Origin of the sequence: Sphingomonas sp. (assembly GCF_964263785.1) — a bacterium.
Lineage (GTDB): Bacteria > Pseudomonadota > Alphaproteobacteria > Sphingomonadales > Sphingomonadaceae > Sphingomonas.
This window is the reverse complement of record NZ_CAXVWL010000088.1, coordinates 71,063-94,719: the sequence shown is the minus strand read 5'-3', so window position 1 is coordinate 94,719 and position 23,657 is coordinate 71,063. Positions and strand designations below refer to the sequence as shown.

Here is a 23,657-nt window from a genome sequence, read left to right as displayed (position 1 = left end):
CATGGAGGCACCCTTCGACATTTGGCTCGATGCTCTTCGCGCCAAGCGACAGCGCTGGGTCGACGCCAGCCACGAGAATAATTTCGACCGCGGCATCTGGAACGCGACGGTCGAGAAATATGCCGATCCGAGCCATTTCATCTTCGAGCTGCTGCAAAACGCCGAAGACGCGGGCGCGACCTGGGTGCGCTTTTCGCTCGATCCCGATCGCATCCAGTTCGAGCATGACGGCCGGCCGTTCGATCGCGATGACATCGAGGGCATCACCGGCATCGGCAACACGACGAAGCTCGATGACGGGCACAAGATCGGATGCTTCGGTATCGGCTTCAAATCCGTCTACGTGATCACCGAAAGGCCCGAGGTCCACTCGCACACCGAGGACGTGCCGCTTGCATTCGCAATCGAGAACCTGGTGGTGCCACACCTTGTTGCATCCGAGCATCGCGATCCCACTACCCGGATCGTTCTGCCGCTCAGGCCAGACAAGGCCGAAATTACACTCCACCGCGCGCGCGACGGACTGGCCACTTCGGGACCGCGCTCGCTGCTGTTCCTCCAAAATATCAAGCGGCTAGAATGGGTCGATGGCGAGCGCGGAGGTCGCGCCGAGGTGACCGACAACAGCGATGGCATCCGCTCGATCCGATCGGTGCTTCCCGACGGCTCATCACGCCGAGAGCGCTTTCTCATTCTGTCGCGATCCGTCGAGCAACGCGAACAGCGCAAGCAATATGAGGTGAAGGCCGCGTTGCGCTTGAACGATGGCGGCGATCTCGTCCCGGAAGAGGCACCGACCAGGCTCATGGTCTTCTTCGAGACGCAGGAGATCACCGGGCTGCACTTCCTGATCCATGGCCCTTTCCAGCTCACCGACAACCGCGCCAACATCAAGCTCGACGACGCCTGGAATGCCGAACTGATCGAGACACTGGGCAGCCTCGTCGCTGATACGCTTCCCGATCTGCGCGACCGCGGAATGCTCAAGCGCGGGGTCATGGAGCTCCTGCCCAACGCCGGCGACGAGCTGCCCGCGGTCTTTGCGCCGATCCGCACGATCGTCGCCAAGCGATTCACCTCCGAACCCTTGATCCCGTCCCACGCCGGGCCGTTCGTCACCGCTGGTGAAGCGATTCGTGGCCCGGCCGAGCTACGCGAGCTGCTCGGCGACGAAGGGCTGGCGCAATTCGGCGAGCGGGCCGGGAAAAGCTGGGTCGTCACCGGTCTACGCAACAGTCGGACCGAATCCTTCCTCACCATGCTCAAGATCGAGGAATGGGGACATGCTGACTTCTTCAGCATGTTTCAGCGTGCCTTCGGGCAAAACCATCTTTGGCACCAGTCCGAGGTCGAAGCCCGCAAGCGTGCTCTTGCCTGGTTCGATGGCCTGAGCGACGATCACGCCCAGCGTTTCTATCTGGCACTCGATCCCGCGATGAAAGCCCAGAAGCGAGGGGTCTCCGTCGCCAACCTCCGCTTTGTGCGCATCGAGGGCAGCCGGCGCTGCGCGCCGGGTATCGCCTTGTTCCCTCCCGCGGACACCGCGCTCGACCCTGAGGCCGGGCAGTGTGACCTTTATCTGGTCAAGAACAGCCTTATCCGTGGCGGACGCGGGCGCGGGAAGGAAGTCGAAGCACTGCTGCGCCGCCTCGGGGTCAAGGACGTCGATGAAAAGGCCTATCTGCAGGCAATCATCCGCACCCAATATGCCGGCGACGGGCCGCGGCCCAACCGCGAACGGCACCTCCAGCATATGCGCAGGTTCATACGCTGGTGGAAGGACCACAACGATGTCAGCCTGTACGCTGACAAGGCGATCGTCCGAGCCGGGCCGAATGCCGATTATCACGACGCAGACACGGTCTATTTCGGCTCGCCATACATCCAGTCGGCCCTGCACAAGGTCTATGACGGCAGCATCGAGGGGCGTGACCGCCTCGCGCTCTGGGACGGCTATGACAAACTCAAGCGCAAGGACTTGATCGACTTCCTGACCGAATGCGGCGTCGAGGACGGGCTCTCGGTCGTCTACTCCACAATTCCCTACACCCATTCGCACTGGAGTGAATTGCACGGCGGCTTCGGCGCTACGCGGCATATGAGTTCGGGCACCAACATCGACCACGGTATTGAGGAACTCGACGCCCTCCTAGAGCGAGGCGATCCCGCAATCTCGCGGTTGATCTGGGACGCGGTCAAGCCGCACGGCGCCTCGGCAATGGCAGCCCGCTTTTCTCCAAATGCCTCTCGCGGCGCGAATACGGGTCCTTCCTCACTCGCGATCGCGCTTCGCGATGCCGCGTGGATCCCCGCCAAGGACGGCACCTTGCGGCGGCCCCGCGCGATCACCGCCGCCGAGCTTGCGGCCGGTTTCAGCATCGGCGGCAACGAGCCGTGGCTGCAGGCGATCGGTTTTGGCGAGGAGCAGCGCAAGCGCAGTGACCAGCATAAGGCGCGCCTTAAGGCGGGTGAACTGATCGGCCTCAATGCCGAGCTGGTCGAAAAGCTTGATGGCTTGCCGGCCGATGTGCTCGCAGCGCTGAACGAGGACATCGCACGCAAGCTCGACGCCCGCGCCTATGAACAGGTCGAGTTCCCCGAGCGCGAAACACGCGACCCCGACCGACGCGCCGCACGCCTCGCCGCGCGCGCCCAGCATGCGCCAGCCAAGACCTATGAGGTTCGGGAACGCAGCGTCCGCACGAGCAACAATGAGAGTCGGGCGACTGCGCGAAGCTATCTGGAAGACCATTATACGACGCCGCTTGGCGACATGATCTGCCAGGGCTGCCAAATGAAAATGCCGTTCGCGCTGCCGGACGGATCGCCCTACTTCGAGGCCTCGGAACTGCTCGACGGCATGGCGACCGAGCACGCCGAAACCCATCTTGCCATGTGCCCGACCTGTGCCGCGAAATGGCGCCACGCGAATCCGATGACGGACCCGGAACTCCGGAAGCTGATCACCGCGGCGACTTCGCCCGAGATAGACATCACTTTAGCCGGCGAACCGGTGAGGCTGCGCTTCACCCAGGTTCATATCGATGACATCCGCACCGTCAGCCGAATGGGGCACCCGAGTTGATGGACGTTCGTATCCCGGAGCGGCCGCTTTGCTGAAATCGAGATTCAAAACCCATTGCCAGCTCGGTCCTCGCTGAGTTCATTCCTGATCGGCCCACCTATCGGCCGACGCAAAGAAGCTGACGGTCGGCATTCAGGAACCGCGTAAGGACGAAAACGGCTTGAATTAGGCGCAAAGCGGCCATCACGCTGCTCGTGAACGAACGTCCGATTCTGCGGCTCGGCGTCCGAAAGCGGCCGGGCCGTAATCCACCAGAGATCAGCCCTTCCGCATTCACCAGCTTCGATTGAGCCATTCCGCCTCGACCAGTGAGGACGACGAGGCGGTCCAGACCGGCGCGCCCCCGCTACGCGAACGCCGCACTCCATGGGCGCCTTCCCCCTGCGTTGGCGATTTCACCCAAAATTCACCCAAGAGCTTCGCCGGTCGCCAAGCCGCTGAACAGCAAAAAGCCCCGCTAAGCTGTTCAGCTCGCGGGGCTTTTCATGGTGGGCGTGGCAAGGATTGAACTTGCGACCCCTGCGATGTCAACACAGTGCTCTACCACTGAGCTACACGCCCGAGGAGGCGCGCTCTAGCGGTGCTCCGGCGTGAGTGCAACCGCCGATTTCGCTCGAAATGCTACAGGCCGTTCGCGTTGCCCAGCTCGAACATCCGGTCGACCTCCAGCACCAGGTCGCGCAGGTGGAAGGGCTTGGACAGGACGCGCGCCTGCGGCATCGCCTTGCCCGCCTTCAGCGTCACCGCGGCGAAGCCGGTTATGAACATCACGCGCAGGTCGCGGCACAGTTCGGACGCCTTTTGCGCGAGTTCGATGCCGTCCATCTCGGGCATCACGATGTCGGTCAGCAGCAGGTCGAACCGCTCAGCTTCGAGCAGCGGGATGGCCGCGGTGCCGCGATCGACCGCCACGACGGAGTAGCCCGATCGCTCCAGCGCGCGCGTGAGATATTCGCGCATCACCTGGTCGTCCTCGGCCAGCAGAATCCTGATCATCGCACCCGCGGTCCCGATTTCGAAGAGCCGCGCGTGTAGCGCGGGAACGGTTAACAATTCCAGCAGCGTGTTGCGACGACCCGCGCCGCGCCCTACCCTGCCACCGATGGAGCGGAGCTTGGACCTGCTGGGCGGCGAGCCACCGCGGAGCCCGGTGGTGCTGTCTGTGCCGCATGGCGGGCGCGACTATCCGGCGTCGCTGATCGCGGCGCTACGTGTGCCGTCCGGCGCGATGATTGCGCTGGAGGACCGGCACATCGACGCGGTGGCACTTGCGGCACGCGAAGGCCGCACCGCGATCGTGGCGCGGCGCGCGCGCGCGTGGATCGACCTGAACCGCGGCGAGGACGAGCGCGACCCGCGCGTCGACGAGGGCGCGCGTGCGATGGCGCTGCCGATGCGGTCGAGCAAGGTGCGCAGCGGGCTGGGCCTGGTGCCGCGGCGGGCGGCGAGCGCGAGCGAATTGTGGCGACGGCGGTTCAGCGATGCGGAGATCGCCGAGCGGATCGCCGGGGACCACCGGCCCTATCACGCCGCGGTCGCAGCGGCGCTGTCGGCGGCGCGGGCCCGTTTCGGGATCGCGATACTGCTCGACCTCCATTCGATGCCGCCGCTCGGCAGGGACGGACCCAAGGTGGTGATCGGCGACCGCTTCGGGCGCGCGGCGGGCGCACGGTTCGTCGCCCGGGTGGAAGCGGTCGCGGCGGCGAGCGGGCACCGCGTCGCGCTCAACACGCCTTATGCGGGCGGACACATCCTCGACACGCACGGCGCCCCCCCGCGCGGGGTGCATGCCATACAGCTCGAACTCGACCGGTCGCTATACCTGGACCCGGCGCTCGACCGGCCCGGCGCAGGGCTGGCGGCGACTGCGACGCTGGTCGCGCGGATGCTGGCGGCGCTGGAGGACGAGGCCGCCGGTTCGGGACTGTTCGCGCGCGCGGCCGAATAGCGGCCCACAAAAAACCACCCCGTGCTGAAAGCACGAGGTGGCCTAGGTTCAGGGAGGAGACACACCCGAGGGTATGTCATACGGGCCGCGAAAGGGGGGGACACGGCGCCGTACAGCATCAATGTATGGAAACCGCCGAAGGTTTCAACCGCATCGAGAAAAAATTATGGCTTTCATCGCAAAAACAGCGGCTTGGCGACCGTGCCAAGGTGAAAGGTCACAGAAAGGTCGCATCCAACAAGGGTCGCCTGCCGATTTGCGACCGATATAATCGCCTTCAAGGCGCAACGGATCCTGGATGACCCTGCCTATCCAACTTTGCAAGCGCAGCCAGCTATCGCTCCAGCACCGGCGCCATCCGCACCGGAGTCCGGTCCCGCAGCAGCAGGTGGTGGCGCAGCGCGGCGACGACATGGAGGACGACCAGCGTGATCGTCAGCCAGGCCCGCAGCGCATCGGCGTTGGCGCCCGCCTGCCAGTCGACCTTGCCGACGTGCGATGCGATCTCCCGTGGTCAGAAGCCCGGTTGCGTTTGCGGCACCTTGCCCTGCTGCACCTGGCGCGCGAAGATATCGCGCATCAGCGACAGCGAGAAGAGGTGTGCGTAGAGCAGCGGGAGCATTCCCGACTGGCTCATCTTGCGGAGCTGATCGCCGCGCAGGTCCTGCAGCTTCTGTTCGTTGATCATCTGGAAGCCGCGGTAGATGAATGGCTGATCGGCGCCGTCGGGCTGGATCGAGACCTCGCCGTCCATCAGCAGGCCGGCTTCGCGCAGCTCGCTCATGAACGCCTGGGTGCGCTGCCCGGCCTGTTCGAAGGTCTCGTTGAACGCGAGGATGTCCTTGGTCGCCTGGCTCGGCTGGCCGTTCTCGAACAGCGGCTGACCCTCGTCGAAGGCGCCGATCGCGTCGGAGGTCGGATCGAAGCACAAGGACAGCTCCTGGGCGTCGGGGCGCAGGCGCGCGAGCATGTAGGGATAGCGGCGGACGTAGGCGGGGACGTAGAAGCCGTCGCCGATCGCCTTGCCTTCGTCGTCGATGAAGACGTTCACGCCCTCGTTCAGGCCCATCAGCGCGAGCGGAATCGCCTCGTCGCCGACCGAGAAGACGATCGGCATCGCGCGCTGGACCAGTGGGAATTCGTCGATGGTCAGCGGAATCGCGTGCTGCGCGACCAGGAACGGCGCGCTGTCCTGAGCACGGACGCGGTAATTGGCATGGACCTCGCTCGAAAGCGGTTCGAGGCCGTTGTAGAACAAGGGAAGCGGCGCGCTGGCCATGACGTGTCTCTCCGAAACCGGCGGCCCCCCGGCCGCTGCAATGGCGCGAGGCTCTATGGCTTCGCCACGCGCGGTGCAAGGACGAGCTTGCCAGGGTTGAACAGCGCCTGCGGGTCGAACGCGGTCTTGACTGCGCGCAACGCCGCCATCCGTGCGGGGCCGGAGAGTCGTTCGAGCTCGGCCGCCTTCATCTGGCCGATGCCGTGCTCGGCGGAAATCGATCCGCCCGCCGCAACGACCAGGTCGTGGACGAAGGCGGTGACGGTGGCCGCGTCCTCGGCATACCAGCGCGCCGCGTCGGCGCCTGCGGGCGCACGGACGTGGAAATGGACGTTGCCGTCGCCGAGATGCCCGAAGCCGCTGGCGTGGGTGCCGGGAAAGCGTGCCTCGCATGCCGCGGCGGCGTCGGTCATGAAACGCGGCATGGCGTCGACCGGGACCGAAATGTCGTGCTGGGTCGCGGGCCCCTGCGCGCGTTCGCTGGCCGAAATGGAGTCGCGGATGCGCCAGAAGGCGTCGGCCTGCGCTTCGCTCGCGGCGACCACCGCATCCTGCGCCAACCCACGCGCGAGCGCATCGGCAAGCAGCGGTTCGAGCACATGCGCCGGATCGACCGCGGGGTCGCTGGTCGCGGCTTCGATCAGGACGTGCCAGGCGTGGGCACCCGAAAGCGGCGCCCGGGCGCCCGCGACATGCGCGATCACCGCCTCGAGCGATTCGGCGGGCAGCAGCTCGAACCCCTCGATCAGGCCGGTGCCGCGCTCCAGTAGGCGCAGCAACCGCAACGCCGCATCGGGGCTCTTCACCCCGACCCACGCGACCGCACGCGCGGCGATCGCCGGAACCAGCCGCAACGTGGCAGCGGTGACGATGCCCAGCGTCCCCTCCGCGCCGACGAGCAATTGCGTCAGGTCGTAACCGCGATTGTCCTTCTTGAGCGCCGCCAGCCCGTCGTGGATCAACCCGTCGGGCAGCACCACCTCAAGCCCCGCGACCAGCCCGCGCATCGTCCCGAAGCGCAGCACCTGCGTGCCCCCCGCGTTGGTCGACACGAGCCCACCGACCGTCGCGCTGCCACGCGCGCCGAGCGTCAGCGGAAAGCGCCGCCCGGCCGCCAGCGCGGCCTCATGCAAGGTCTGCAGGATCACCCCCGCCTCCGCCACCGCAAGCCCCGCCCCTGCATCGAGCGCGCGGATACGGTTCATCCGCCGCAGCGACAGGATCAACGCAGAGCCATCCGCAGGCGGGGTCGCGCCGCCGACCATCGAGGTATTCCCGCCCTGCGGCACCAGCGCCACGCCGTGTTCGCCCGCCGCGCGGACGATCGCCGCGACCTGCGCGGTCGTCGCGGGCTGTAACAGTGCCGGCGCCTCACCGTGATACCGCCCGCGCCAATCGTCGAGCCAAGGCGCGATATCCGCCGTATCGGTGACGATCGCACTGGGATCGATCGTGCCCGACAGCGCAGCGAGCATTGCGGCGTGGGCAGGTGTCATCGCAGTGTCGTTAATCCGAGTTCATCATCCGTTCAATGTCTTCACCTAGGGATGCGCCGGTCGATACGATGATCCATCCCGCTTTCCCCATCGCGCTGCTGGCGCTTGCTCCGCTGCTCGCCGCCGCGCCGGTGTCGGCGGAGGACGTGCTGCTGGCGCAGCTGACCGTTCACGAACGGATCGTCGTGCGGGTGCAGAAGATTGCGCCGGTCGCCGCGCCGAAAGCGATCGTCTGGAAAGAGCGCAAAGGCCCGAAATGCGTGTCGCCCGGCGACCTTGCGGGGGTGCTGATCAACCGGCCGGGCAGCGTCGACATGGTGATGTACACCGGGATAAACGGCGGCAAATGGCTGCGCGCCAAGCTGGACGGGCAGTGCCGGACGCTGAACTTCTATTCGGGCATCTACCTCAAGCCCGGTGCCGACGGTCGTGTCTGCGCCGACCGCGACGTCATCCGTGCGCGATCGGGCGCGACGTGCGGCATCGCGGCGTTCAAGATGCTGGAGCCGAAACGGTAAAAGCCGCCGGGCACGCGCCCGACCCGTTCGTGTTGAGCGAAGTCGAAGCACTCCTGTCGGACGTACCCTTCGACTTCGCTCAGGGCGAACGGCGGGGTAGTTGCCCGCCAAACCTTGACTTTACCCCGTAAATCCGCAAGCGCCGCGCCCATCGGCGCGCGTCACGCTTGCCCCTTGTCCGGACACCTGCATGAGCTTCGCCGATCTCGGCCTTTCCGACGAACTGCTGAAAGCGGTCAACGACGCCGGCTATACCGAGCCGACCGCGATCCAGGCCGCGGCGATCCCGCCGGTGCTGATGATGAAGGACATCATCGGCATCGCCCAGACCGGCACCGGCAAGACCGCCAGCTTCGTCCTGCCGATGATCGACATCCTGGCGCACGGGCGCAGCCGCGCGCGGATGCCGCGTTCGCTGATCCTGGAGCCGACGCGCGAACTGGCGGCACAGGTGGCGGAGAATTTTGAAAAATACGGCGCCAACCACAAGCTTTCGATGGCGCTGCTGATCGGCGGGGTGTCGATGGGCGATCAGCTGGCGGCGCTGGAGAAGGGCGTCGACGTGCTGATCGCGACGCCGGGGCGCCTGATGGACCTGTTCGGGCGCGGCAAAATCCTGCTGAACGGCTGCTCGATGCTGGTGATCGACGAGGCGGACCGGATGCTCGACATGGGGTTCATCCCCGACATCGAGGAAATCTGCACCAAGCTGCCCAAGCAGCGCCAGACCTTGCTGTTCTCGGCGACGATGCCTGCGCCGATCAAGAAGCTGGCCGACAGGTTCCTCGACAACCCCAAGCGGATCGAGGTGTCGCGCCCGGCGTCGACCAACCTCAATATCACCCAATATCTGGTGTCGGTCGCCAGCCAGACCGCCAAACGCGAAACGCTGCGCCGCATCCTGGCGCAGGACGAGGTGACCAACGCGATCATCTTCTGCAACCGCAAGACGACGGTGCGCGACCTCAACAAGGTGCTGCGCCAGGCGGGCTACAAGTCGGGCGAGATCCACGGCGACATGGAACAGCCGCAGCGCCTGGCCGAGCTGGAGCTGTTCAAGACCGGCGGGGTCAACATCCTGGTCGCGTCCGACGTCGCCGCACGCGGCCTCGACATCAAGGGCGTGAGCACGGTCTTCAACTACGACGCGCCGTGGCACCCCGACGATTACGTCCATCGCATCGGCCGCACGGGACGCGCAGGCGCGTCGGGGACGGCCTACACCTTCGTCGCGCCGGACGATGCCGAGAACATCCAGAACATCGAAAAGCTGACCGGCCAGACGATCCAGCGGCTCGACGCGGTACCGTCCGCGCCCGAACCGGCGCGCGAGGAACGCCCGCGGCGCGAGCGGACCCGCAAGCCCGCCCGCGTGGCGACGCCCGTCGTCAAGGCCGTGGCCGAGGTGCAGGACGTGGCGCCCGCCCCGGTCCGCGAGGAGCGCGCACCGCGCAGTGAGGAGCGTGCACCACGCGGCACCGAACGCCGCCCGGAGCCTCGGGGCCGTCAGAACGACGATGCCCCGGACGACGGCTGGAACGGCCCGGTGCCCGACTTCCTCGGTGTCGCGCTCGGGCGCTGAGCCGCCGTCATGGGCAGGCGTTCGTCGTCACCGGCTAAGCGACGCTTCCTTGCAACCATCCGCGTCACAGCGCGATGGAGGGCGTGACCCCTGTTGAGAGAACCCGCATGATCCGCCCGCTCCTCCTCGCCGCAGCCCTGATCGCCGTTCCCGCCGACGCCCAGACCGCGGCGCCGCACGTTCGCGCGGCGTCGTTCGAGCAGCTCGGCAAGCCGCTCCCCCTGCCCTACGACACGGCCGCCGACGCCGACGCTCAGGTCGCCGCCGCGCGGGCGCGTGCGCTCAGGGGCCACAAGCGGCTGCTGATCGATCTCGGCGGCAATTGGTGCCTCGACTGCCGATTGCTGGCGGGGGTGATGGACCTGCCCGAAATGAAGCCGTTCGTCCGGCGGCATTTCGAGGTCGTGACGGTCGACGTCGGACGCTTCGACAAGAATGCGCAGATCCCGGCGCGCTACGGCATCGCCGCGCGGCTGAAGGGCGTCCCCGCGGTGCTGATCGTCGATCCGAAGACCAACCGGCTCGTCAACGCCGGCCGTGAGACCGCCCTGTCCGACGCGCGCTCGCTGACCCCGCAGGCGCTCGCCGACTGGCTTGCGGGATGGGCGGCGTAGAGATCGAATCGCCCTGCACCGGGGTCTGCACCCTCGATGCAGACCGGTGCATCGGCTGCGGGCGCACGCTCGACGAAATCGCGTGGTGGACGGTGATGAGCGCGGGGGAACGGGCGAGGGTGATGGCGCGCACCTTCGAACGATCTACCAAGATAAGGGCAACCAGACCTTGATCCCTTCGTGCTGAGCGAAGTCGAAGCACATGGCCAAGCATCCTGCCCTTCGACTTCGCTCAGGGCGAACGGACCTGGTATTTCACCCCGCCTTCGCCATCAATGCATCGTCTTTCGCGCTCGCCCGCCGGTACGCCTCGCGCGCGCCCAGCCGCGCCGCATAGGCCTCGAACGCGGGTCGCGTCGGGAGCGATTGGAACTGCAGCCCCCACATCACCTGCGCGCCGACATACACGTCGGCGGCTGTGAAGCGGTCGCCCGCGATATAGTCGTGCGCGCCGACCGCGCGCTCCAGCGTGTCGACCATCAGGTCGAAGGTCCCGTACCCCGCCATCCGGTCGCGACCCTCGGGCACCACGAAGCCCATCGCCTTGTTGGTGATCGCCTGCTCCGCCGGGCCCGCCCCAAAGAATAGCCAGCGGTAGTAATCCGCGCGCTCGGCCGCGGTCGGGGTCAGACCGACCTCGGCATAGGTGTCGGCCAGATAGGCGCAGATCGCGGCACCTTCGGTGACGACATGGCCGTCGTGGACGATCGCGGGCACCTTGCCCATCGGGTTGATCGCCAGATAGTCGGGCGCCTTCATGGTGTCCGCATAGTCGAGCACCACCGTCTCGTACGTCGCGCCGACCTCCTCGAGCATCCAGCGTGCGATGCGGCCGCGCGACATCGGGTTGGTGTAGAAGGTGAGCGTCATGCGTGAACTCCGGTATCGAGATGCTGGTGGAGAAAGGCGACGGTGCGGCCCCAGGCGAGATCGGCGGCGGCCTTGTCGTAGCGTTCGGCCGACGTGTCGTTGTTGAACGCGTGGTCGACGCCCGGATAGGTGAACGCCTCCACCGGCTTGCCCGCGGCCTTGAGCGCCGCGACCCAAGGTTCGCCGGTTGCGGCGACGCGCGCGTCCTTGCCCGCGTAATGGAGCAGCAGCGGCGTCTGGACCTTGGCAGCCTCGGACGCCGCAGGCGCGGGGCCGTAATACGCGACGCCTGCCGCAAACGCGGGCCCGCCTGCGACCGCGAGCCGGTCGACCAGCGCGCCGCCCCAGCAGAAGCCGACCATCCCGACCTTGCCCGTGCCGCCGCGCCGCGTGCGGTAGCGTTCGGCGAACCCCAGTCCCTGCGCGATCACCAGGTCGTAGTCCGCCTTGCCGATCAGGTCGCGGGCGGCGTCCTCGTTGGCGGGGGTGCCGCCCTGCGGCGCCAGGAAGTCGGGCGCGGCGGCGTCGAACCCCGCCAGCGCGATGCGGCGCGCAACGTCCTGGATGTGCGGGGTCAGCCCGCGGTTCTCGTGCATGACGATCACCGTGCCGCGACGCTTCGCGCCCTTTGCCGGGGAGACCGTGTAGGCCGCCGCAGGCTTGCCCGCGACCGTTCCCGCCCAACGATCGACGCGCAGCCGCGGATCGGCCGGGTCGATCTGCGCCGCGCTGGCGGGCGAAGCGGCGATGCCGAGGATCAGCGCCTCGGCCGCGGCGGCGGAGCCAGCGAGCGCGGTCATCTGGCGCAGCAACGTGCGGCGGTCGCGGTGCTCGTGGGTGAAGGCGTCGTACAATCCTACGGCGCGATCGCGCAGCGATGGGTCGGTCATGCAGGGCTCCCGATTCGTCGAGCCGCAGCCTAGCGCGTCAGCGCGCGCGCCACCATCGCACGCCGTCCATCGTCTCTTCGACCGCCCTGCCCTCGCGCTCCAGCCGCCGCAGATGCGCCAGCGCCTCGCCGGTCGCCATGCCGAGCATGTCCTGTCCGATCGTGCGGCGAAACAGCACCGCGAACGCGTCGACCGCCCGCCGCGGTTCGGCCAGATGCGCGTGCAGCGCATCGAGCCGCTCGCGGTGTTCGTCGCGCATCGCATCCAGCCGCGTGTGCAAGCCGGTGAACGGGTCGCCGTGGCCGGGCAGCACCAGCAGGCCGGCGGGAAGTGCGCCGAGCTTGTCGATCGACGCGAACCATTCGCCCAAGGGGTCGGCGTCGGGCTCCGAGATCGTGATCGACACGTTGGGACTGATCCGCGGCAGCACCTGGTCGCCAGCGATCAGCACGCCGTTCGCTTCGTCGAGCAGGCAAGCGTGCTCCGGACTGTGCCCCGATCCGGTGACGACCCGCCAGTCGCGTCCGCCGATCGGGAGCGCCTGCCCGTCGCTCAGCCGGGTGAAACCCATCGGCAGCGGCGTGACGATGCGCCGGAACCCCGCCCAGCCGCGCGCCTGCCCTGCTTCGATCTGCGCCGCCTCCCATCCCGCCGCGCGCCAGAAGGCGACCATTCCGTCGGGCACCGCATCGCGCGCGTCGGCGATCAGCATCCGCGCATAGAGCCACTCGCCACGCGTCATCAGCAGCAGCGCGTCGTGGTGCGCGCACATCCACCCCGCCAGGCCGATATGATCGGGGTGGAAGTGGGTGCCGATCGTCCGTGTGACCCGCACGCCCGCGAGGTCGCCGCGGAACACCGCCTTCCAGGCCTCGCGCGTCTCGGACGTGTTCATGCCGGTATCGACGAGCGCCACTCCGTCGCCGTCGTCGAGCAGCCAGCAATTCACGTGGCGCAAGGGCCCGGGGACGGCAATACGCACCCAGCGGACGCCGGGTGCAACCGCCATCGTGCCGCCGGTCGGCGGCTCGGCCTTGCCGAACGGATAGGCGAGCGCGGCGGCTTCGCTGCGCCGCACGGCTAAGCCCACGGGATTCTCAGCGCTTAAACGGATCGTCGAACAGCGGCTTCACCGCAGGCGCATCCCCCGCCAGCTCGGCCTCCCGCGCAGCCTGGCGCTCCGCGCGCAACTGGCCGAGCAGCACCTCGCGGTCGCCATCCAGCCGCAGGTCGGTGACCGGGGCCTCGATCCCCGCGGCCTTCGCCGCCTTGGCGACCGCGGCGTCGAGCTCGCGTTGCGTCGTCAGCCCCAGCGTCACCGGGTCCTTGGGCGTGATATTGGCGATGTTCCAGTGGCTGCGGTCGCGGATCGCGGCGATCGTCGTGCGGGTGGTGCCGATCAGCAGCCCGATCGCACCGTCGGTAATCTCGGGATGGTTGCGGATGATCCAGGCGATGCCGTCGGGCTTGTCCTGGCGCTTGCTGACCGGGGTATAGCGCGGCCCCTTGGTACGACGGACCTGCTCGGGGCCTTTGAGCATCTGCAGCCGGTAGTTCGGATCGGCTTGGCCCTTGTCGATCTCGTCCTGGGTCAGCTCGTGCGCGCGCACCGGATCGCGGCCGGTCAGCTTGCTGGCCGCGGTATCGTCGGCGATCGCTTGGATTTCGAGGATGTGGAGGCCGCAGAAATCCGCGATCTGCTCGAAGGAGAGCGCGGTGCTGTCGACCATCCAGGACGCGGTCGCGTGGGGCATGAGCGGCTGGGCCACCGGCGGTACTCCGAAAAACGAAAAATAAAGGCCGCCCCTCACCGGAGCGGCCGCGCAGGGCGACGACTTAGTGCGCGCAGGCGCCAAGGGCAAGCGCCGCGGGTATTTCACGGTGCTGCAACAATTGCCTGCCACGGCACGCAGCATTGACGCGATGCAGCATCATGCGCCAGTATCGCGAACAATTAAAGGGAGGTACCACCATGAAGACCCGCTTCGCACGCGCCCTCGCCACGATCGCGACCGCTGCTTTCATGACCGTTTCGACGGTCGCCGCAGCAGCCCCGGCGCACAATCCCGCCGCCGCGCTGTCGGTTTCCAAGTCGCCCGCCGCACGCCCTGCGACGGCCGGGAACAAGAGCCGGCTGGGTGCGGACATCGCGGGCTCGACGTTGATCAGCATCGGCATCCTGGCGGCACTCGTCGTCATCGTGCTCGTGGCGACCGGCGGCAACGGCAACGACTCCCCCAACAGCCCGTAAGTTTTTAGCGGGCCGATTTGTCATCCGACCGACCCACCGCGTCAGCCCCGGCATAACCGGGTGACGCGGTGGGTCGCTGCCGCCTGAGCGCCTACGACATTACCAGCACGATCTTGCCGACGTGGTCGCCCGCTTCCATCCACTGGTGAGCCTCTGCCGCATCGGCCAGCGCGAATGTCCGGTCGATCACCGGCTTCAGCCGCCCCGCTTCGACATGCGGCCACACGGTGCGGGAGAGCTCGTCGGCCACCAGCGCCTTGAACGCCCCGTCGCGCCCGCGCAGCGTCGATCCGGTGATCGTCAGCCGTCTGCGCATCACCTCGAAGATCGGGATCGTCGCTTCCAGCCCACGCTGGACCGCGATCGAGACGTGGCGGCCGTCGTCGGCCAAGCATTGCAGGTTGCGCGGCAGGTAATCGCCGCCAACCATGTCGAGGACGGCGGCCACGCCCTTGCCGCCGGTGATCGCCTGCACCCGGGCGACGAAATCCTCGCACCTGTAGTCGATCGCGTGGGTCGCCCCGAGCGCCACCGCCGCGGCGCATTTCTCCGGCGAGCCCGCGGTGACGACGATGTCGATGCCGAACAGACCGCATAGCGCGATCGCCATCGTGCCGATGCCCGATGTGCCGCCGTGGACCAGCACGGTATCGCCCTCGGTCGCATAGGCGCGCTCGAACAGATTAGTCCACACGGTGAACAGCGTTTCCGGGATCGCCGCGGCCTCGACCATCGTCAGCGCCTCGGGCATCGGCAGGCACTGGCCGTGGGGCGCGACCGCATAGTCGGCATAGCCCCCGCCCGAAAGCAGCGCGCACACCCGCTGGCCGACCTGCTCGGCGCCGACGTCCCCGCCCACCGCCACGATCGTTCCCGCGATCTCCAACCCCGGAATCGTCGGCGCGCCCGGCGGCGGCGGATAGCGGCCCTGCCGCTGCATCACGTCGGGGCGGTTTACCCCTGCCGCTGCGACGCGGACCAGCACCTCGCCCGCGCCCGGACGCGGCACCGGGCGCTCGACGACGGTCAGCACCTCCGGGCCGCCCGGCGCCGCTGGATCGATCGCGCGCATCGTTTCGGGTATCGCGTCCATCCGTCTTCCCCTCGGCCGATGCGTCGCCAGCGTTATTGACATCGCGAGCGCCCCGGTCAACGTTGCAGGCATGGACCTGGACGACGCCCTGCCCCGTCCCGACGATCTGCTGGCGCAACTCGCGCGGCAGGATCTCGATCCGTTGTCAGTCGCCGAGCTGGAATCGCGGATCACCGCGCTGGAGGGCGAGATCGCGCGGAGCCGGCTGAAAATGGAACGCGCCGTTAACCATCGCGCAAGCGCCGACCAGCTATTCCGATCGTGAGCGGTCCCGACCATTGGTCGGGTGCTTGATAGGGGGCGTCACACTCCCGACATGGACGGCAACGGGCCGCGTGTCCTCACGCGGCTCTCTGGAGTAGCACAATGCCATCTTTCGCCCCCGCGCTGGAGACCACGCTGCATAAGGCGCTTGAAGCCGCCAGCGCGCGCCGCCACGAATATGCCACGCTCGAGCACCTGCTGCTTGCGCTGATCGACGACGAGCATGCGTCCAAGGTGATGACCGCGTGCAAGGTCGACCTCGGCGAGCTGAAGACCACCGTCGCGCATTATCTCGATACCGAGCTCGACGCGTTGAAGGTCGACGCCGCCACCGATCCCTCGCCCACATCGGGCTTCCAGCGCGTCGTCCAGCGCGCGATACTCCACGTCCAGTCGTCGGGCCGCGACGAGGTGACCGGGGCCAACGTCCTCGTCGCCTTGTTCTCCGAGCGCGAGAGCTATGCGGTCTATGTCCTCCAGCAGCAGGACATGAGCCGCCTCGACGCGGTCAGCTTCATCAGCCACGGCGTCGGCAAGGGCGGCGCGGCGGAGGCTTCGACGCCCAAGGGTGCCGCCGAGGAGGAGAAGCCGCAGAAGGGCGGCGATGCGAAGGGCAAGAACGAGAGCGCGCTTAAGCAATTCTGCGTCGACCTCAACGAGAAGGCGAAGAACGGCAAGGTCGATCCGCTGATCGGCCGCGGGCCCGAGGTCGACCGGACGATCCAGATCCTGTGCCGCCGGTCCAAGAACAACCCGCTGTACGTCGGCGATCCCGGCGTCGGCAAGACCGCGATCGCCGAGGGTCTGGCGCGCAAGATCGTCGAGGGCGAGGTTCCCGACGTCCTCAAGCCCGCGGTCATCTACTCGCTCGACATGGGCTCGCTGCTGGCGGGCACGCGCTACCGCGGCGATTTCGAGGAGCGGCTGAAGGCGGTCGTCAACGAGCTGGAGAAGCTGCCTGACGCTGTGCTCTTTATCGACGAGATCCACACCGTGATCGGCGCGGGCGCGACCAGCGGCGGCGCGATGGACGCGTCGAACCTGCTGAAACCCGCGTTGTCGGGCGGCACGATCCGCTGCATCGGATCGACCACCTACAAGGAATTCCGCAACCATTTCGAGAAGGACCGCGCGCTGCTGCGCCGCTTCCAGAAAATCGACGTCAACGAACCGACGATCGAGGACACGATCAAGATCCTGGCAGGGCTGCGCTCGGCGTTCGAGGATCACCACAAGGTGAAATACACCCCCGACGCGATAAAGTCGGCCGTCGAGCTCAGCGCGCGCTACATCAACGACCGCAAGCTGCCCGACAAGGCGATCGACGTGATCGACGAGGTCGGCGCGATGCAGATGCTGGTCCCTGAGAACAAGCGCAAGAAGACGATCACTCCCAAGGAGATCGAGCAGGTCATCGCAACGATGGCGCGCATCCCGCCGAAGTCGGTCAGCACCGACGACAAGCTGGCGCTCGCCACGCTGGAGACCGACCTCAAGCGCGTCGTGTTCGGGCAGAACGCGGCGATCGAAAAGCTGTCGTCGGCAATCAAATTGGCACGTGCCGGTCTGCGTGAGCCCGAGAAGCCGATCGGCAATTATCTGTTCACCGGCCCAACCGGGGTCGGCAAGACCGAGGTCGCCAAGCAGCTCGCGTCGATCCTGGGCATCCCGCTCCAGCGCTTCGACATGAGCGAGTATATGGAGCGGCACAGCGTCTCGCGGCTGATCGGCGCGCCCCCGGGCTATGTCGGCTTCGACCAGGGCGGGCTGCTGACCGACGCGGTCGACCAGAACCCGCATTGCGTGCTCCTGCTCGACGAGATCGAGAAGGCGCATCCGGACCTGTTCAACATCCTTCTCCAGGTGATGGACAACGGTAGGCTCACCGATCAGCACGGCAAGTCGGTCGACTTCCGCAACGTCATCCTGATCATGACGACCAACGCGGGCGCCTCCGACATGGCGCGCGAGACCCTGGGCTTCGGCACGCTGACCCGCGAGGGCGAGGACGAGCAGGCGGTGCAGAAGATGTTCACCCCCGAGTTCCGCAACCGCCTTGATGCGATCGTGCCGTTCGGCTATCTGCCGACCGAGGTCGTGGCGCGGGTGGTGGACAAGTTCGTCCTCCAGCTCGAACTGCAGCTCGCCGACCGCAACGTCCACATCCAGCTCGACGATGAATCGCGCGCATGGTTGACCGATAAGGGGTACGACAAGCTCTACGGCGCGCGTCCGATGGGCCGCCTGATCCAAGAGAAGATCAAGCAGCCGCTCGCCGAGGAGTTGCTGTTCGGCAAGCTGGTCCATGGCGGTGAGGTGACAGTGAAGATGAAGGATGGCGCGCTGACCTTCGCGATCGAACCCGCCGCACCGAAAAAGCCCAAGAAGAAGGGCAAGCCCGAGGCGGTCGAGGCCAAGTAGGACCTGTCCGAGCGATGCGACGACGGCGGCGGAGCGATCCGCCGCCGTTTTCGTGAACGGCATTCTTTACGCAACATCCTTTACGCAATGTTCGCTATTGCCCCGCTAGTCCCGGTGCATGGGGCTTTGGCGAGCGATGTTGATCCTGGGAGCGGCCTGGCTGCTCGCGCTCGCCGCGCCGCGCGCATGGGGGCAGGCAGGCAGCGCGGGGGATGCCGTCGCGGTATGCGTCAAGCGCGCCGGCGCACGGATCGACGTCCGCGCGGAGTTCGTGCACGGCGCCGCCTACGATTGCACGACGCCGCAGACGCAGTTCGGCGCGGGCGATTATCTGGTCCTGTCCAGACCGCTGAATACCGGCGCGCATTGGCCGATCCTGGTCCGCAGCGCGAGCCTGTGGCAGGCGCGCGCCACCCTTTACGCGCTTTATGCCGACGGGCGGATGGCGACGTTGCCGATGGGCCAGCACGCGGCCTCGCGCGGTCTCCAGCTCGGCGCGACCTTCCAGCAGGTGCTGCCCGTCCGCGGCGTGCCCATCGTCCGCCTGCTCTGGCATGTCGAAGGCGCATCCAACCTGCGCGGGGTCGTCCTCGACCCGCGCGTCGCCAGGCCGAGCGAAGCGGCGGCGTCGAACCTTGTGCTGGCCGCGGTCTACAGCGCCTTTGTCGGCCTGTGTCTGGCGCTGCTGCTGTACAATCTGGCGCTTTGGGGCGCGCTCAGGCACCGTTTCCTGCTCCATTACTGCATCATGGTCACGACGCTGCTGGTCTATGCGGTGTCGTCGTCGGGCGCGCTCGCGTGGATGGCGCCGATCGCCAACAACGATCGCATGCGGATCAATTACATCGCGCTGGCGCTGTCCGCGGTTGCCGCCCTCAGCTTCGCGCGCAGCTTCTTCGAGGCCCGGGTGTTCGCCGGCTGGCTGGGCCGCGCCAGCATCGCGGTATCGGCGGCGCTGATCCTCGCCGCCATTGCGCTGTCGACACTTCAGGACGTTGCGCCAAAGGTCGTCAATCTGGCGTATGCGGGCAGCTTCCTGATCCTCATCCTGCTGGTCGCTCCGATATTGTGGCGGGCCTGGACCCGCGAAAGCCGCTACTTCCAGTTGTTCTGCATTGGTTGGGGGGCACCGGTGGGCTTTGCGAGCTTGCGCATTGCCGCGACCTTCGGCGTGGTGGGCTGGAGCTTCTGGCTCGACAATTCGACAATCCTCGCGATGACGGCCGAAGCGCTGCTGTCGAGCCTCGCGATCGCGTACCGCATCCGCCTGCTCAGCCGAGAACGCGACGATGCGCGCGAAGGCGAAATTCGCGCCCGGTTGCTGGCGGACACCGATCCGCTGACCGGCATGCTCAACCGTCGCGCCTTCCTGGCGCAGGTCATCGGCCGCGACGGCGAACAGGTGCTGTTGCTGGCGGACATCGATCATTTCAAGCGGGTCAACGAGACGATCGGTCACGACGGCGGCGACGAGGTATTGCGCAGCATCGCGCGGGCGCTGGAAGCCGCGATCCCGCCGGGCGCGCTGGCGGCGCGGATCGGCGGCGAGGAGTTCGCGATCGTCGCGCCCGCATCGCTGCGCCTTGATCCTAACGACATCCTCGACCGCATCCGCAGCGCACGCATGCCTTACGACCTGGCGGTTACCGCCAGCATCGGCGGGTGCACCGGTCCGCTGGCGCGCGAGACCGACTGGAAGGCGATGTACCGCGACGCCGACCTAGCGCTGTTCGCCGCCAAGTCCGCCGGGCGCGACCGGGCCCGGCGCGCCCCGACATTGGCGGTCGCCGCCTAAACGAGCCTTTCAATGGCTTGCGCCGAGTTGCGCGGCCCCCATCGCCTGCTTACACGCGTGTCAATGAGCGATCCCGACACCGTCTGGCGCACCGCCTATCGTCACCCGGTCGCCTGGGACACCGGCCTGCCGCCGCTGTCGCTCGTCGCCATGTTCGAAGCGTCCGCCGCGCGCGCGGGCGAGGCGCCGCTGATCGACTTTCTCGGCCGCCGCTTCAGCTACCGGGAGACGATGGACGGCGCCAACCGGGTCGCGTGCGGGCTGGCGAAGCTCGGCTATGGGCGCGGCGACCGCATCGGGCTGTTCCTGCCCAACGTGCCGCATTACGTCGCGGCTTATTACGGCGCGCTCAAACTGAGCGCCACTGTGGTCAATTTCTCGCCGCTCTACTCGGCCGCCGAGCTCGCGCACCAGGTCGCGGATTCGGGCACGCGCGTTCTGTTCACGCTGTCCGCTTCGGCGCTGCTGCCGACTGCGCTCAAGGTGCTGGAGGACAGCGCGCTGGAGCGGCTGATCGTCGGCTCGATCGCGGGCGCGCTGCCCCCCGCCAAATCCATCCTCTACCGCCTGTTCAAGCGCGCCGAGGTGAGCGCCTGGCCCGACGACCCGCGGATCACCGCCTTCTCCGCGCTGATCGCCAATGACGGCGCCTGCCCCGCGCCCGCGATCGACCCGGAGCGCGACGTAGCGCTGATCCAGTACACCGGTGGCACCACCGGCGTGCCCAAGGGCGCGGTGCTGACCCACCAGAACCTCTCGGCCAACGCACGCCAGGTGCAGAGCATCGATCCGCACCCGGGCGAGGCCGACCGGATCGTCGGGGTGCTGCCGCTGTTCCACGTCTTCGCCAACACCTGCGTTCTCAACCGCACCGTGCTGAACGGCGGCACGATCGTGATGCTGCCGCGCTTCGACGCGGGCCAGACGCTCGCCGCCATCGCGCGGACGAAGGCAACTGCACTGCCGGGCGTGCCGACGATGTACCGCGCGCTGCTCGATCATCCGAGGATCGCGAAGACCGACTTTTCCTCGCTGCGGGTCTGCATCTCGGGCGGTGCGCCGCTGCCCGCCGAGCTTAAGGACCGGTTCGCGGCGGCGACCGGCGCCACCCTGGTCGAGGGCTACGGCCTGTCGGAGAGTTCGGGCGTGCTGACCGCCAACCCCTACGAGGCGAAAGGCAAATCCGGCACGATCGGCCAGCCGCTTCCAGCTACCCGCCTCAAGCTGGTCGACAAGGAAGACCCGGCCCGCCTCGCACCCGACGGCGAGCCCGGCGAGATCGTGGCCAAGGGTCCGCAGATCATGCGCGGCTATTGGAATCGCCCCGATGCCGACGGCGAGACCTTCGGCGTTGTCGAGGGAGAGGGCGGCTGGCTGCGTACCGGCGACGTCGGGACGATCGACGCGGACGGCTTCGTCCGCGTTGTCGACCGGTTGAAGGACATGATAGCGGTCAGCGGCTTCAAGGTCTTCCCGAGCCAGATCGAGGCGGTTCTGTACCGCCATCCGTCGGTCAAGGAAGCGCTCGTCATCGGCCTGCCCGACATCTATCGCGGCGAAGTCCCGCGCGCGTACGTGGTGCTGGAGCAGGGCGCGGCGGACACCGGCGAGGCGCTGGCAGCGTGGCTGAACCCCCAGCTGGGGCGGCACGAGCGCGTCGACGCGGTGGTGGTGCGGGATGCGCTGCCCAAGACGATGATCGGGAAGTTGAGCCGCAAGGATTTGGTGGCGGAGGTTATGGTAGAGGGCTGACGCCCGCACCTCTTCCGTTCGTGCTGAGCGAAGTCGAAGCATATTGCCCGGAGCCATGCCCTTCGACTTCGCTCAGGGCGAGCGGAGTTCTAGGTTCAGGCCTGTGCAACGCCGCCCCGCCTTGACCCCCCGCCCCCCCTCACGCCATAGCTTCCCCATGGACACCCCCCCCATCGAAGACCTGTCGTTCGAGGATGCGCTGAAGGAGCTCGAGCGGATCGTCGGGCGGCTGGAGAGCGGCGACGCGACGCTCGACGAGTCGATTGCGCTCTACGAACGCGGCGACCGCCTGCGCGCGCGCTGCGCCGAGCGGCTCGATGCGGCGCAGGCGCGGATCGAGGCGATCCGGCTCGATTCCGAAGGCCGCCCCGCCGGCACCCGCCCCTTCGCGGCCGCCTGATGACGCTGCGCCAAGCGCTCTCCGACGTCGCGGCCGATATCGACGCGCGCTTCGATACGCTGCTGGCGCTTCCCGGCGATCCGCGCGACCACCTGTACCGCGCGATGCGCCATGCCGCGATCGGCGGCGGCAAGCGGCTGCGGCCGCTACTGACGCTCGCCACCGCGCAATTGTTCGGGGTGGACCGCGCGGCGGCACTGGCGGCGGGCTGCGCGGTGGAGGCGATCCACGTCTATTCACTGATCCACGACGATCTGCCCGCAATGGACGACGACGACCTGCGCCGCGGCAAGCCCACCGTCCACAAGGCGTTCGGCGAGGCGACCGCGATCCTGGCGGGGGACTGCCTGCACGCGCTCGCCTTCGAATGGCTCGCCGATCCCGTCGCCCACCCCGATCCGTTCGTGCGTGCCGAACTCGTCGCCGATCTGGCGCGCGCCGCCGGCCCGACGGGCATGGCCGGCGGCCAGATGATGGACCTGGAGGCCGAGAAGGCAACCTTCGATCTCGCTACCGTCACTCGGCTCCAGCAGATGAAGACCGGCGCGCTGATCTCGGCGGCGGTGGAGGCGGGCGCGATTCTGGGCCACGCCGGGCCGGAGGCGCGCACGTCGCTGCGCGGCTATGCGCACGACATCGGCCTGGCGTTCCAGATCGCTGACGACCTGCTCGATGCCGAAGGCGACGAGGCCACCGTCGGCAAGGCGCTGCGCAAGGACGGCGCGGCGGGCAAGGCGACCTTCCTGTCGCTACTCGGCGCGGAACGGGCGCGAACGCAATGCGCGATGCTGGTCGAGCAAGCGGTCCAGCACCTTCACGCTTACGGTTCCGAAGCCGACCTGCTCCGCGCCATCGCCCGCTACATCGTCGAGCGCGACCGGTGAGCGGCAAGCACCGGATCGGCGTCTATCCCGGCACCTTCGATCCGGTGACTTTGGGGCACATGGACATCATCCGCCGCGGCGCGACTTTGGTCGACCGGCTGGTGATCGGGGTGACCACCAACCCCTCCAAATCGCCGATGTTCACGCTCGACGAACGCATGGCTACGGTCCGCCGCGAGGTCGAAGGGGTCGAGGGCGACATCGCGGTCGTCAGCTTCGATTCGCTGCTGATGGACTTCGCCCAGGCGCAAGGCGCCCGCGTGATCGTCCGGGGCCTGCGCGCGGTCGCCGATTTCGAATACGAATATCAGATGGCGGGGATGAACCAGCAGCTCAACCGCCACGTCGAGACCGTGTTTCTGATGGCCGACGTTGCGCTCCAGCCGATCGCGAGCCGCCTGGTCAAGGAGATCGCGCTCTACGGCGGCGACATCTCGCGCTTCGTTCCCGCCGGGGTACGTGACGAGGTCGCCGCGCGCGTGGAGGAGGTGGGACGCAAGGGCTCCTGAACCTCC

The 23,657-nt window shown here is 67.6% G+C and carries 23 protein-coding genes and 1 tRNA gene; 15 read left to right on the top strand and 9 right to left on the bottom strand.

Annotated features, from left to right (window positions below):
* The first annotated feature begins 1 nt into the window (after position 1).
* Positions 2–3,085 carry a sacsin N-terminal ATP-binding-like domain-containing protein gene (locus ACE5C1_RS12065; RefSeq protein ID WP_374944325.1) on the top strand — a complete coding sequence of 1,028 codons (3,084 nt, stop codon included), beginning with the start codon at positions 2–4 and terminating at the stop codon, positions 3,083–3,085.
* 486 nt (positions 3,086–3,571) lie between these two features.
* Here ACE5C1_RS12065 and ACE5C1_RS12060 read toward each other — a convergent pair.
* A tRNA-Val gene (locus ACE5C1_RS12060) sits at positions 3,572–3,646 on the bottom strand.
* Positions 3,647–3,706: 60 nt separating this feature from the next.
* A complete protein-coding gene (cpdR, locus tag ACE5C1_RS12055; protein ID WP_374944324.1) occupies positions 3,707–4,081 on the bottom strand; it encodes a cell cycle two-component system response regulator CpdR in 375 nt (124 codons plus the stop codon).
* 106 nt (positions 4,082–4,187) lie between these two features.
* On the opposite strand from cpdR, the gene ACE5C1_RS12050 reads away from it, so the two are divergent.
* Together ACE5C1_RS12050 and ACE5C1_RS12045 are read left to right on the top strand one after the other, a co-directional pair.
* The gene (locus ACE5C1_RS12050) at positions 4,188–5,033 is read left to right on the top strand and encodes an N-formylglutamate amidohydrolase (protein ID WP_374944323.1); all 846 of its coding nucleotides are present in this window, start codon (positions 4,188–4,190) and stop codon (positions 5,031–5,033) included.
* Between the two features lie 125 nt (positions 5,034–5,158).
* On the top strand, positions 5,159–5,335 hold the full coding sequence (locus tag ACE5C1_RS12045) for a hypothetical protein (protein WP_374944322.1): 177 nt from the start codon (positions 5,159–5,161) through the stop codon (positions 5,333–5,335).
* Between the two features lie 212 nt (positions 5,336–5,547).
* On the opposite strand, the gene ACE5C1_RS12040 is transcribed toward ACE5C1_RS12045, so the two are convergent.
* Together ACE5C1_RS12040 and ACE5C1_RS12035 are read right to left on the bottom strand one after the other, a co-directional pair.
* On the bottom strand, positions 5,548–6,312 hold the full coding sequence (locus tag ACE5C1_RS12040) for a SapC family protein (protein WP_374944321.1): 765 nt from the start codon (positions 6,310–6,312) through the stop codon (positions 5,548–5,550).
* A gap of 53 nt (positions 6,313–6,365) precedes the next feature.
* Complete coding sequence (locus tag ACE5C1_RS12035) at positions 6,366–7,808, bottom strand: FAD-binding oxidoreductase (protein ID WP_374944320.1); 1,443 nt, start codon at positions 7,806–7,808, stop codon at positions 6,366–6,368.
* A gap of 68 nt (positions 7,809–7,876) precedes the next feature.
* Here ACE5C1_RS12035 and ACE5C1_RS12030 point away from each other — a divergent pair, with 68 nt between their 5' ends.
* The 4 genes from ACE5C1_RS12030 (at position 7,877) to ACE5C1_RS12015 (ending at position 10,695) form a co-directional block, all read left to right on the top strand.
* Positions 7,877–8,326 carry a hypothetical protein gene (locus tag ACE5C1_RS12030; RefSeq protein ID WP_374944319.1) on the top strand — a complete coding sequence of 150 codons (450 nt, stop codon included), beginning with the start codon at positions 7,877–7,879 and terminating at the stop codon, positions 8,324–8,326.
* Between the two features lie 190 nt (positions 8,327–8,516).
* Positions 8,517–9,908, top strand: coding sequence for a DEAD/DEAH box helicase (locus ACE5C1_RS12025; protein ID WP_374944318.1), 1,392 nt, complete (start codon positions 8,517–8,519; stop codon positions 9,906–9,908).
* Positions 9,909–10,015: 107 nt separating this feature from the next.
* Positions 10,016–10,522 carry a thioredoxin family protein gene (locus ACE5C1_RS12020; RefSeq protein WP_374944317.1) on the top strand — a complete coding sequence of 169 codons (507 nt, stop codon included), beginning with the start codon at positions 10,016–10,018 and terminating at the stop codon, positions 10,520–10,522.
* Positions 10,510–10,695, top strand: a complete 186-nt coding sequence (locus tag ACE5C1_RS12015; protein WP_374944316.1) for a DUF1289 domain-containing protein — start codon at positions 10,510–10,512, stop codon at positions 10,693–10,695. Before ACE5C1_RS12020 ends, ACE5C1_RS12015 begins: the two co-directional genes overlap by 13 nt.
* 82 nt (positions 10,696–10,777) lie before the next feature.
* Here the strand turns inward: ACE5C1_RS12015 and ACE5C1_RS12010 are convergent, their stop codons facing one another.
* From ACE5C1_RS12010 to ACE5C1_RS11995, 4 genes are read right to left on the bottom strand one after another with little or no spacing between them, the layout of a single operon-like run.
* Positions 10,778–11,392, bottom strand: coding sequence for a glutathione S-transferase family protein (locus tag ACE5C1_RS12010; RefSeq protein WP_374944315.1), 615 nt, complete (start codon positions 11,390–11,392; stop codon positions 10,778–10,780).
* Positions 11,389–12,282 (bottom strand): dienelactone hydrolase family protein, encoded by an 894-nt coding sequence (locus ACE5C1_RS12005; RefSeq protein ID WP_374944314.1) that lies wholly within the window; start codon positions 12,280–12,282, stop codon positions 11,389–11,391. Before ACE5C1_RS12005 ends, ACE5C1_RS12010 begins: the two co-directional genes overlap by 4 nt.
* A gap of 37 nt (positions 12,283–12,319) precedes the next feature.
* The gene (locus ACE5C1_RS12000; protein WP_374944313.1) at positions 12,320–13,360 is read right to left on the bottom strand and encodes an MBL fold metallo-hydrolase; all 1,041 of its coding nucleotides are present in this window, start codon (positions 13,358–13,360) and stop codon (positions 12,320–12,322) included.
* A 19-nt stretch (positions 13,361–13,379) separates the two neighbouring features.
* Entirely contained in the window at positions 13,380–14,051 is a 672-nt protein-coding gene (locus ACE5C1_RS11995) for a cell cycle transcriptional regulator TrcR (protein WP_374944312.1), read from the bottom strand.
* Positions 14,052–14,254: 203 nt separating this feature from the next.
* On the opposite strand from ACE5C1_RS11995, the gene ACE5C1_RS11990 reads away from it, so the two are divergent.
* Positions 14,255–14,533 (top strand): hypothetical protein, encoded by a 279-nt coding sequence (locus ACE5C1_RS11990; protein ID WP_374944311.1) that lies wholly within the window; start codon positions 14,255–14,257, stop codon positions 14,531–14,533.
* Between the two features lie 91 nt (positions 14,534–14,624).
* Here the strand turns inward: ACE5C1_RS11990 and ACE5C1_RS11985 are convergent, their stop codons facing one another.
* Entirely contained in the window at positions 14,625–15,626 is a 1,002-nt protein-coding gene (locus ACE5C1_RS11985; protein ID WP_374944310.1) for an NAD(P)H-quinone oxidoreductase, read from the bottom strand.
* Positions 15,627–15,696: 70 nt separating this feature from the next.
* On the opposite strand from ACE5C1_RS11985, the gene ACE5C1_RS11980 reads away from it, so the two are divergent.
* The 7 genes from ACE5C1_RS11980 to coaD all read left to right on the top strand — a co-directional run bounded on the left by ACE5C1_RS11980 (position 15,697) and on the right by coaD (position 23,651).
* Positions 15,697–15,891 (top strand): DUF1192 domain-containing protein, encoded by a 195-nt coding sequence (locus tag ACE5C1_RS11980; protein ID WP_374944309.1) that lies wholly within the window; start codon positions 15,697–15,699, stop codon positions 15,889–15,891.
* Between the two features lie 101 nt (positions 15,892–15,992).
* Positions 15,993–18,311, top strand: coding sequence for an ATP-dependent Clp protease ATP-binding subunit ClpA (gene clpA, locus ACE5C1_RS11975; RefSeq protein WP_374944308.1), 2,319 nt, complete (start codon positions 15,993–15,995; stop codon positions 18,309–18,311).
* Between the two features lie 136 nt (positions 18,312–18,447).
* Positions 18,448–20,106: a diguanylate cyclase domain-containing protein gene (locus ACE5C1_RS11970; protein WP_374944307.1), complete on the top strand. Its 1,659-nt coding sequence runs from the start codon at positions 18,448–18,450 to the stop codon at positions 20,104–20,106.
* Positions 20,107–20,169: 63 nt separating this feature from the next.
* Complete coding sequence (locus ACE5C1_RS11965; protein WP_374944306.1) at positions 20,170–21,858, top strand: long-chain fatty acid--CoA ligase; 1,689 nt, start codon at positions 20,170–20,172, stop codon at positions 21,856–21,858.
* Positions 21,859–22,015: 157 nt separating this feature from the next.
* Entirely contained in the window at positions 22,016–22,258 is a 243-nt protein-coding gene (locus ACE5C1_RS11960; protein WP_374944305.1) for an exodeoxyribonuclease VII small subunit, read from the top strand.
* Positions 22,258–23,142, top strand: a complete 885-nt coding sequence (locus ACE5C1_RS11955) for a polyprenyl synthetase family protein (protein WP_374944304.1) — start codon at positions 22,258–22,260, stop codon at positions 23,140–23,142. Before ACE5C1_RS11960 ends, ACE5C1_RS11955 begins: the two co-directional genes overlap by 1 nt.
* Complete coding sequence (coaD, locus tag ACE5C1_RS11950; RefSeq protein WP_374944303.1) at positions 23,139–23,651, top strand: pantetheine-phosphate adenylyltransferase; 513 nt, start codon at positions 23,139–23,141, stop codon at positions 23,649–23,651. Before ACE5C1_RS11955 ends, coaD begins: the two co-directional genes overlap by 4 nt.
* Positions 23,652–23,657 lie beyond the last annotated feature (6 nt).

Excerpts from the sequence above, each read along its gene's own strand:
- ACE5C1_RS12025 (WP_374944318.1), top strand. The coding sequence starts at position 8,517 with ATGAGCTTCGCCGATCTCGGCCTTTCCGACGAACTGCTGAAAGCGGTC.
- ACE5C1_RS11985 (WP_374944310.1), bottom strand. The coding sequence starts at position 15,626 with ATGGACGCGATACCCGAAACGATGCGCGCGATCGATCCAGCGGCGCCG.
- clpA (WP_374944308.1), top strand. The coding sequence starts at position 15,993 with ATGCCATCTTTCGCCCCCGCGCTGGAGACCACGCTGCATAAGGCGCTT.
- ACE5C1_RS11980 (WP_374944309.1), top strand. The coding sequence starts at position 15,697 with ATGGACCTGGACGACGCCCTGCCCCGTCCCGACGATCTGCTGGCGCAA.
- ACE5C1_RS12065 (WP_374944325.1), top strand. The coding sequence starts at position 2 with ATGGAGGCACCCTTCGACATTTGGCTCGATGCTCTTCGCGCCAAGCGA.
- ACE5C1_RS12030 (WP_374944319.1), top strand. The coding sequence starts at position 7,877 with ATGATCCATCCCGCTTTCCCCATCGCGCTGCTGGCGCTTGCTCCGCTG.
- ACE5C1_RS11955 (WP_374944304.1), top strand. The coding sequence starts at position 22,258 with ATGACGCTGCGCCAAGCGCTCTCCGACGTCGCGGCCGATATCGACGCG.
- cpdR (WP_374944324.1), bottom strand. The coding sequence starts at position 4,081 with ATGATCAGGATTCTGCTGGCCGAGGACGACCAGGTGATGCGCGAATAT.
- ACE5C1_RS12015 (WP_374944316.1), top strand. The coding sequence starts at position 10,510 with ATGGGCGGCGTAGAGATCGAATCGCCCTGCACCGGGGTCTGCACCCTC.
- ACE5C1_RS12005 (WP_374944314.1), bottom strand. The coding sequence starts at position 12,282 with ATGACCGACCCATCGCTGCGCGATCGCGCCGTAGGATTGTACGACGCC.
- ACE5C1_RS12040 (WP_374944321.1), bottom strand. The coding sequence starts at position 6,312 with ATGGCCAGCGCGCCGCTTCCCTTGTTCTACAACGGCCTCGAACCGCTT.
- ACE5C1_RS11990 (WP_374944311.1), top strand. The coding sequence starts at position 14,255 with ATGAAGACCCGCTTCGCACGCGCCCTCGCCACGATCGCGACCGCTGCT.
- ACE5C1_RS12035 (WP_374944320.1), bottom strand. The coding sequence starts at position 7,808 with ATGACACCTGCCCACGCCGCAATGCTCGCTGCGCTGTCGGGCACGATC.
- ACE5C1_RS12045 (WP_374944322.1), top strand. The coding sequence starts at position 5,159 with ATGGAAACCGCCGAAGGTTTCAACCGCATCGAGAAAAAATTATGGCTT.
- ACE5C1_RS11960 (WP_374944305.1), top strand. The coding sequence starts at position 22,016 with ATGGACACCCCCCCCATCGAAGACCTGTCGTTCGAGGATGCGCTGAAG.
- ACE5C1_RS11970 (WP_374944307.1), top strand. The coding sequence starts at position 18,448 with ATGTTGATCCTGGGAGCGGCCTGGCTGCTCGCGCTCGCCGCGCCGCGC.
- ACE5C1_RS12050 (WP_374944323.1), top strand. The coding sequence starts at position 4,188 with ATGGAGCGGAGCTTGGACCTGCTGGGCGGCGAGCCACCGCGGAGCCCG.
- ACE5C1_RS12020 (WP_374944317.1), top strand. The coding sequence starts at position 10,016 with ATGATCCGCCCGCTCCTCCTCGCCGCAGCCCTGATCGCCGTTCCCGCC.
- ACE5C1_RS11965 (WP_374944306.1), top strand. The coding sequence starts at position 20,170 with ATGAGCGATCCCGACACCGTCTGGCGCACCGCCTATCGTCACCCGGTC.
- ACE5C1_RS12010 (WP_374944315.1), bottom strand. The coding sequence starts at position 11,392 with ATGACGCTCACCTTCTACACCAACCCGATGTCGCGCGGCCGCATCGCA.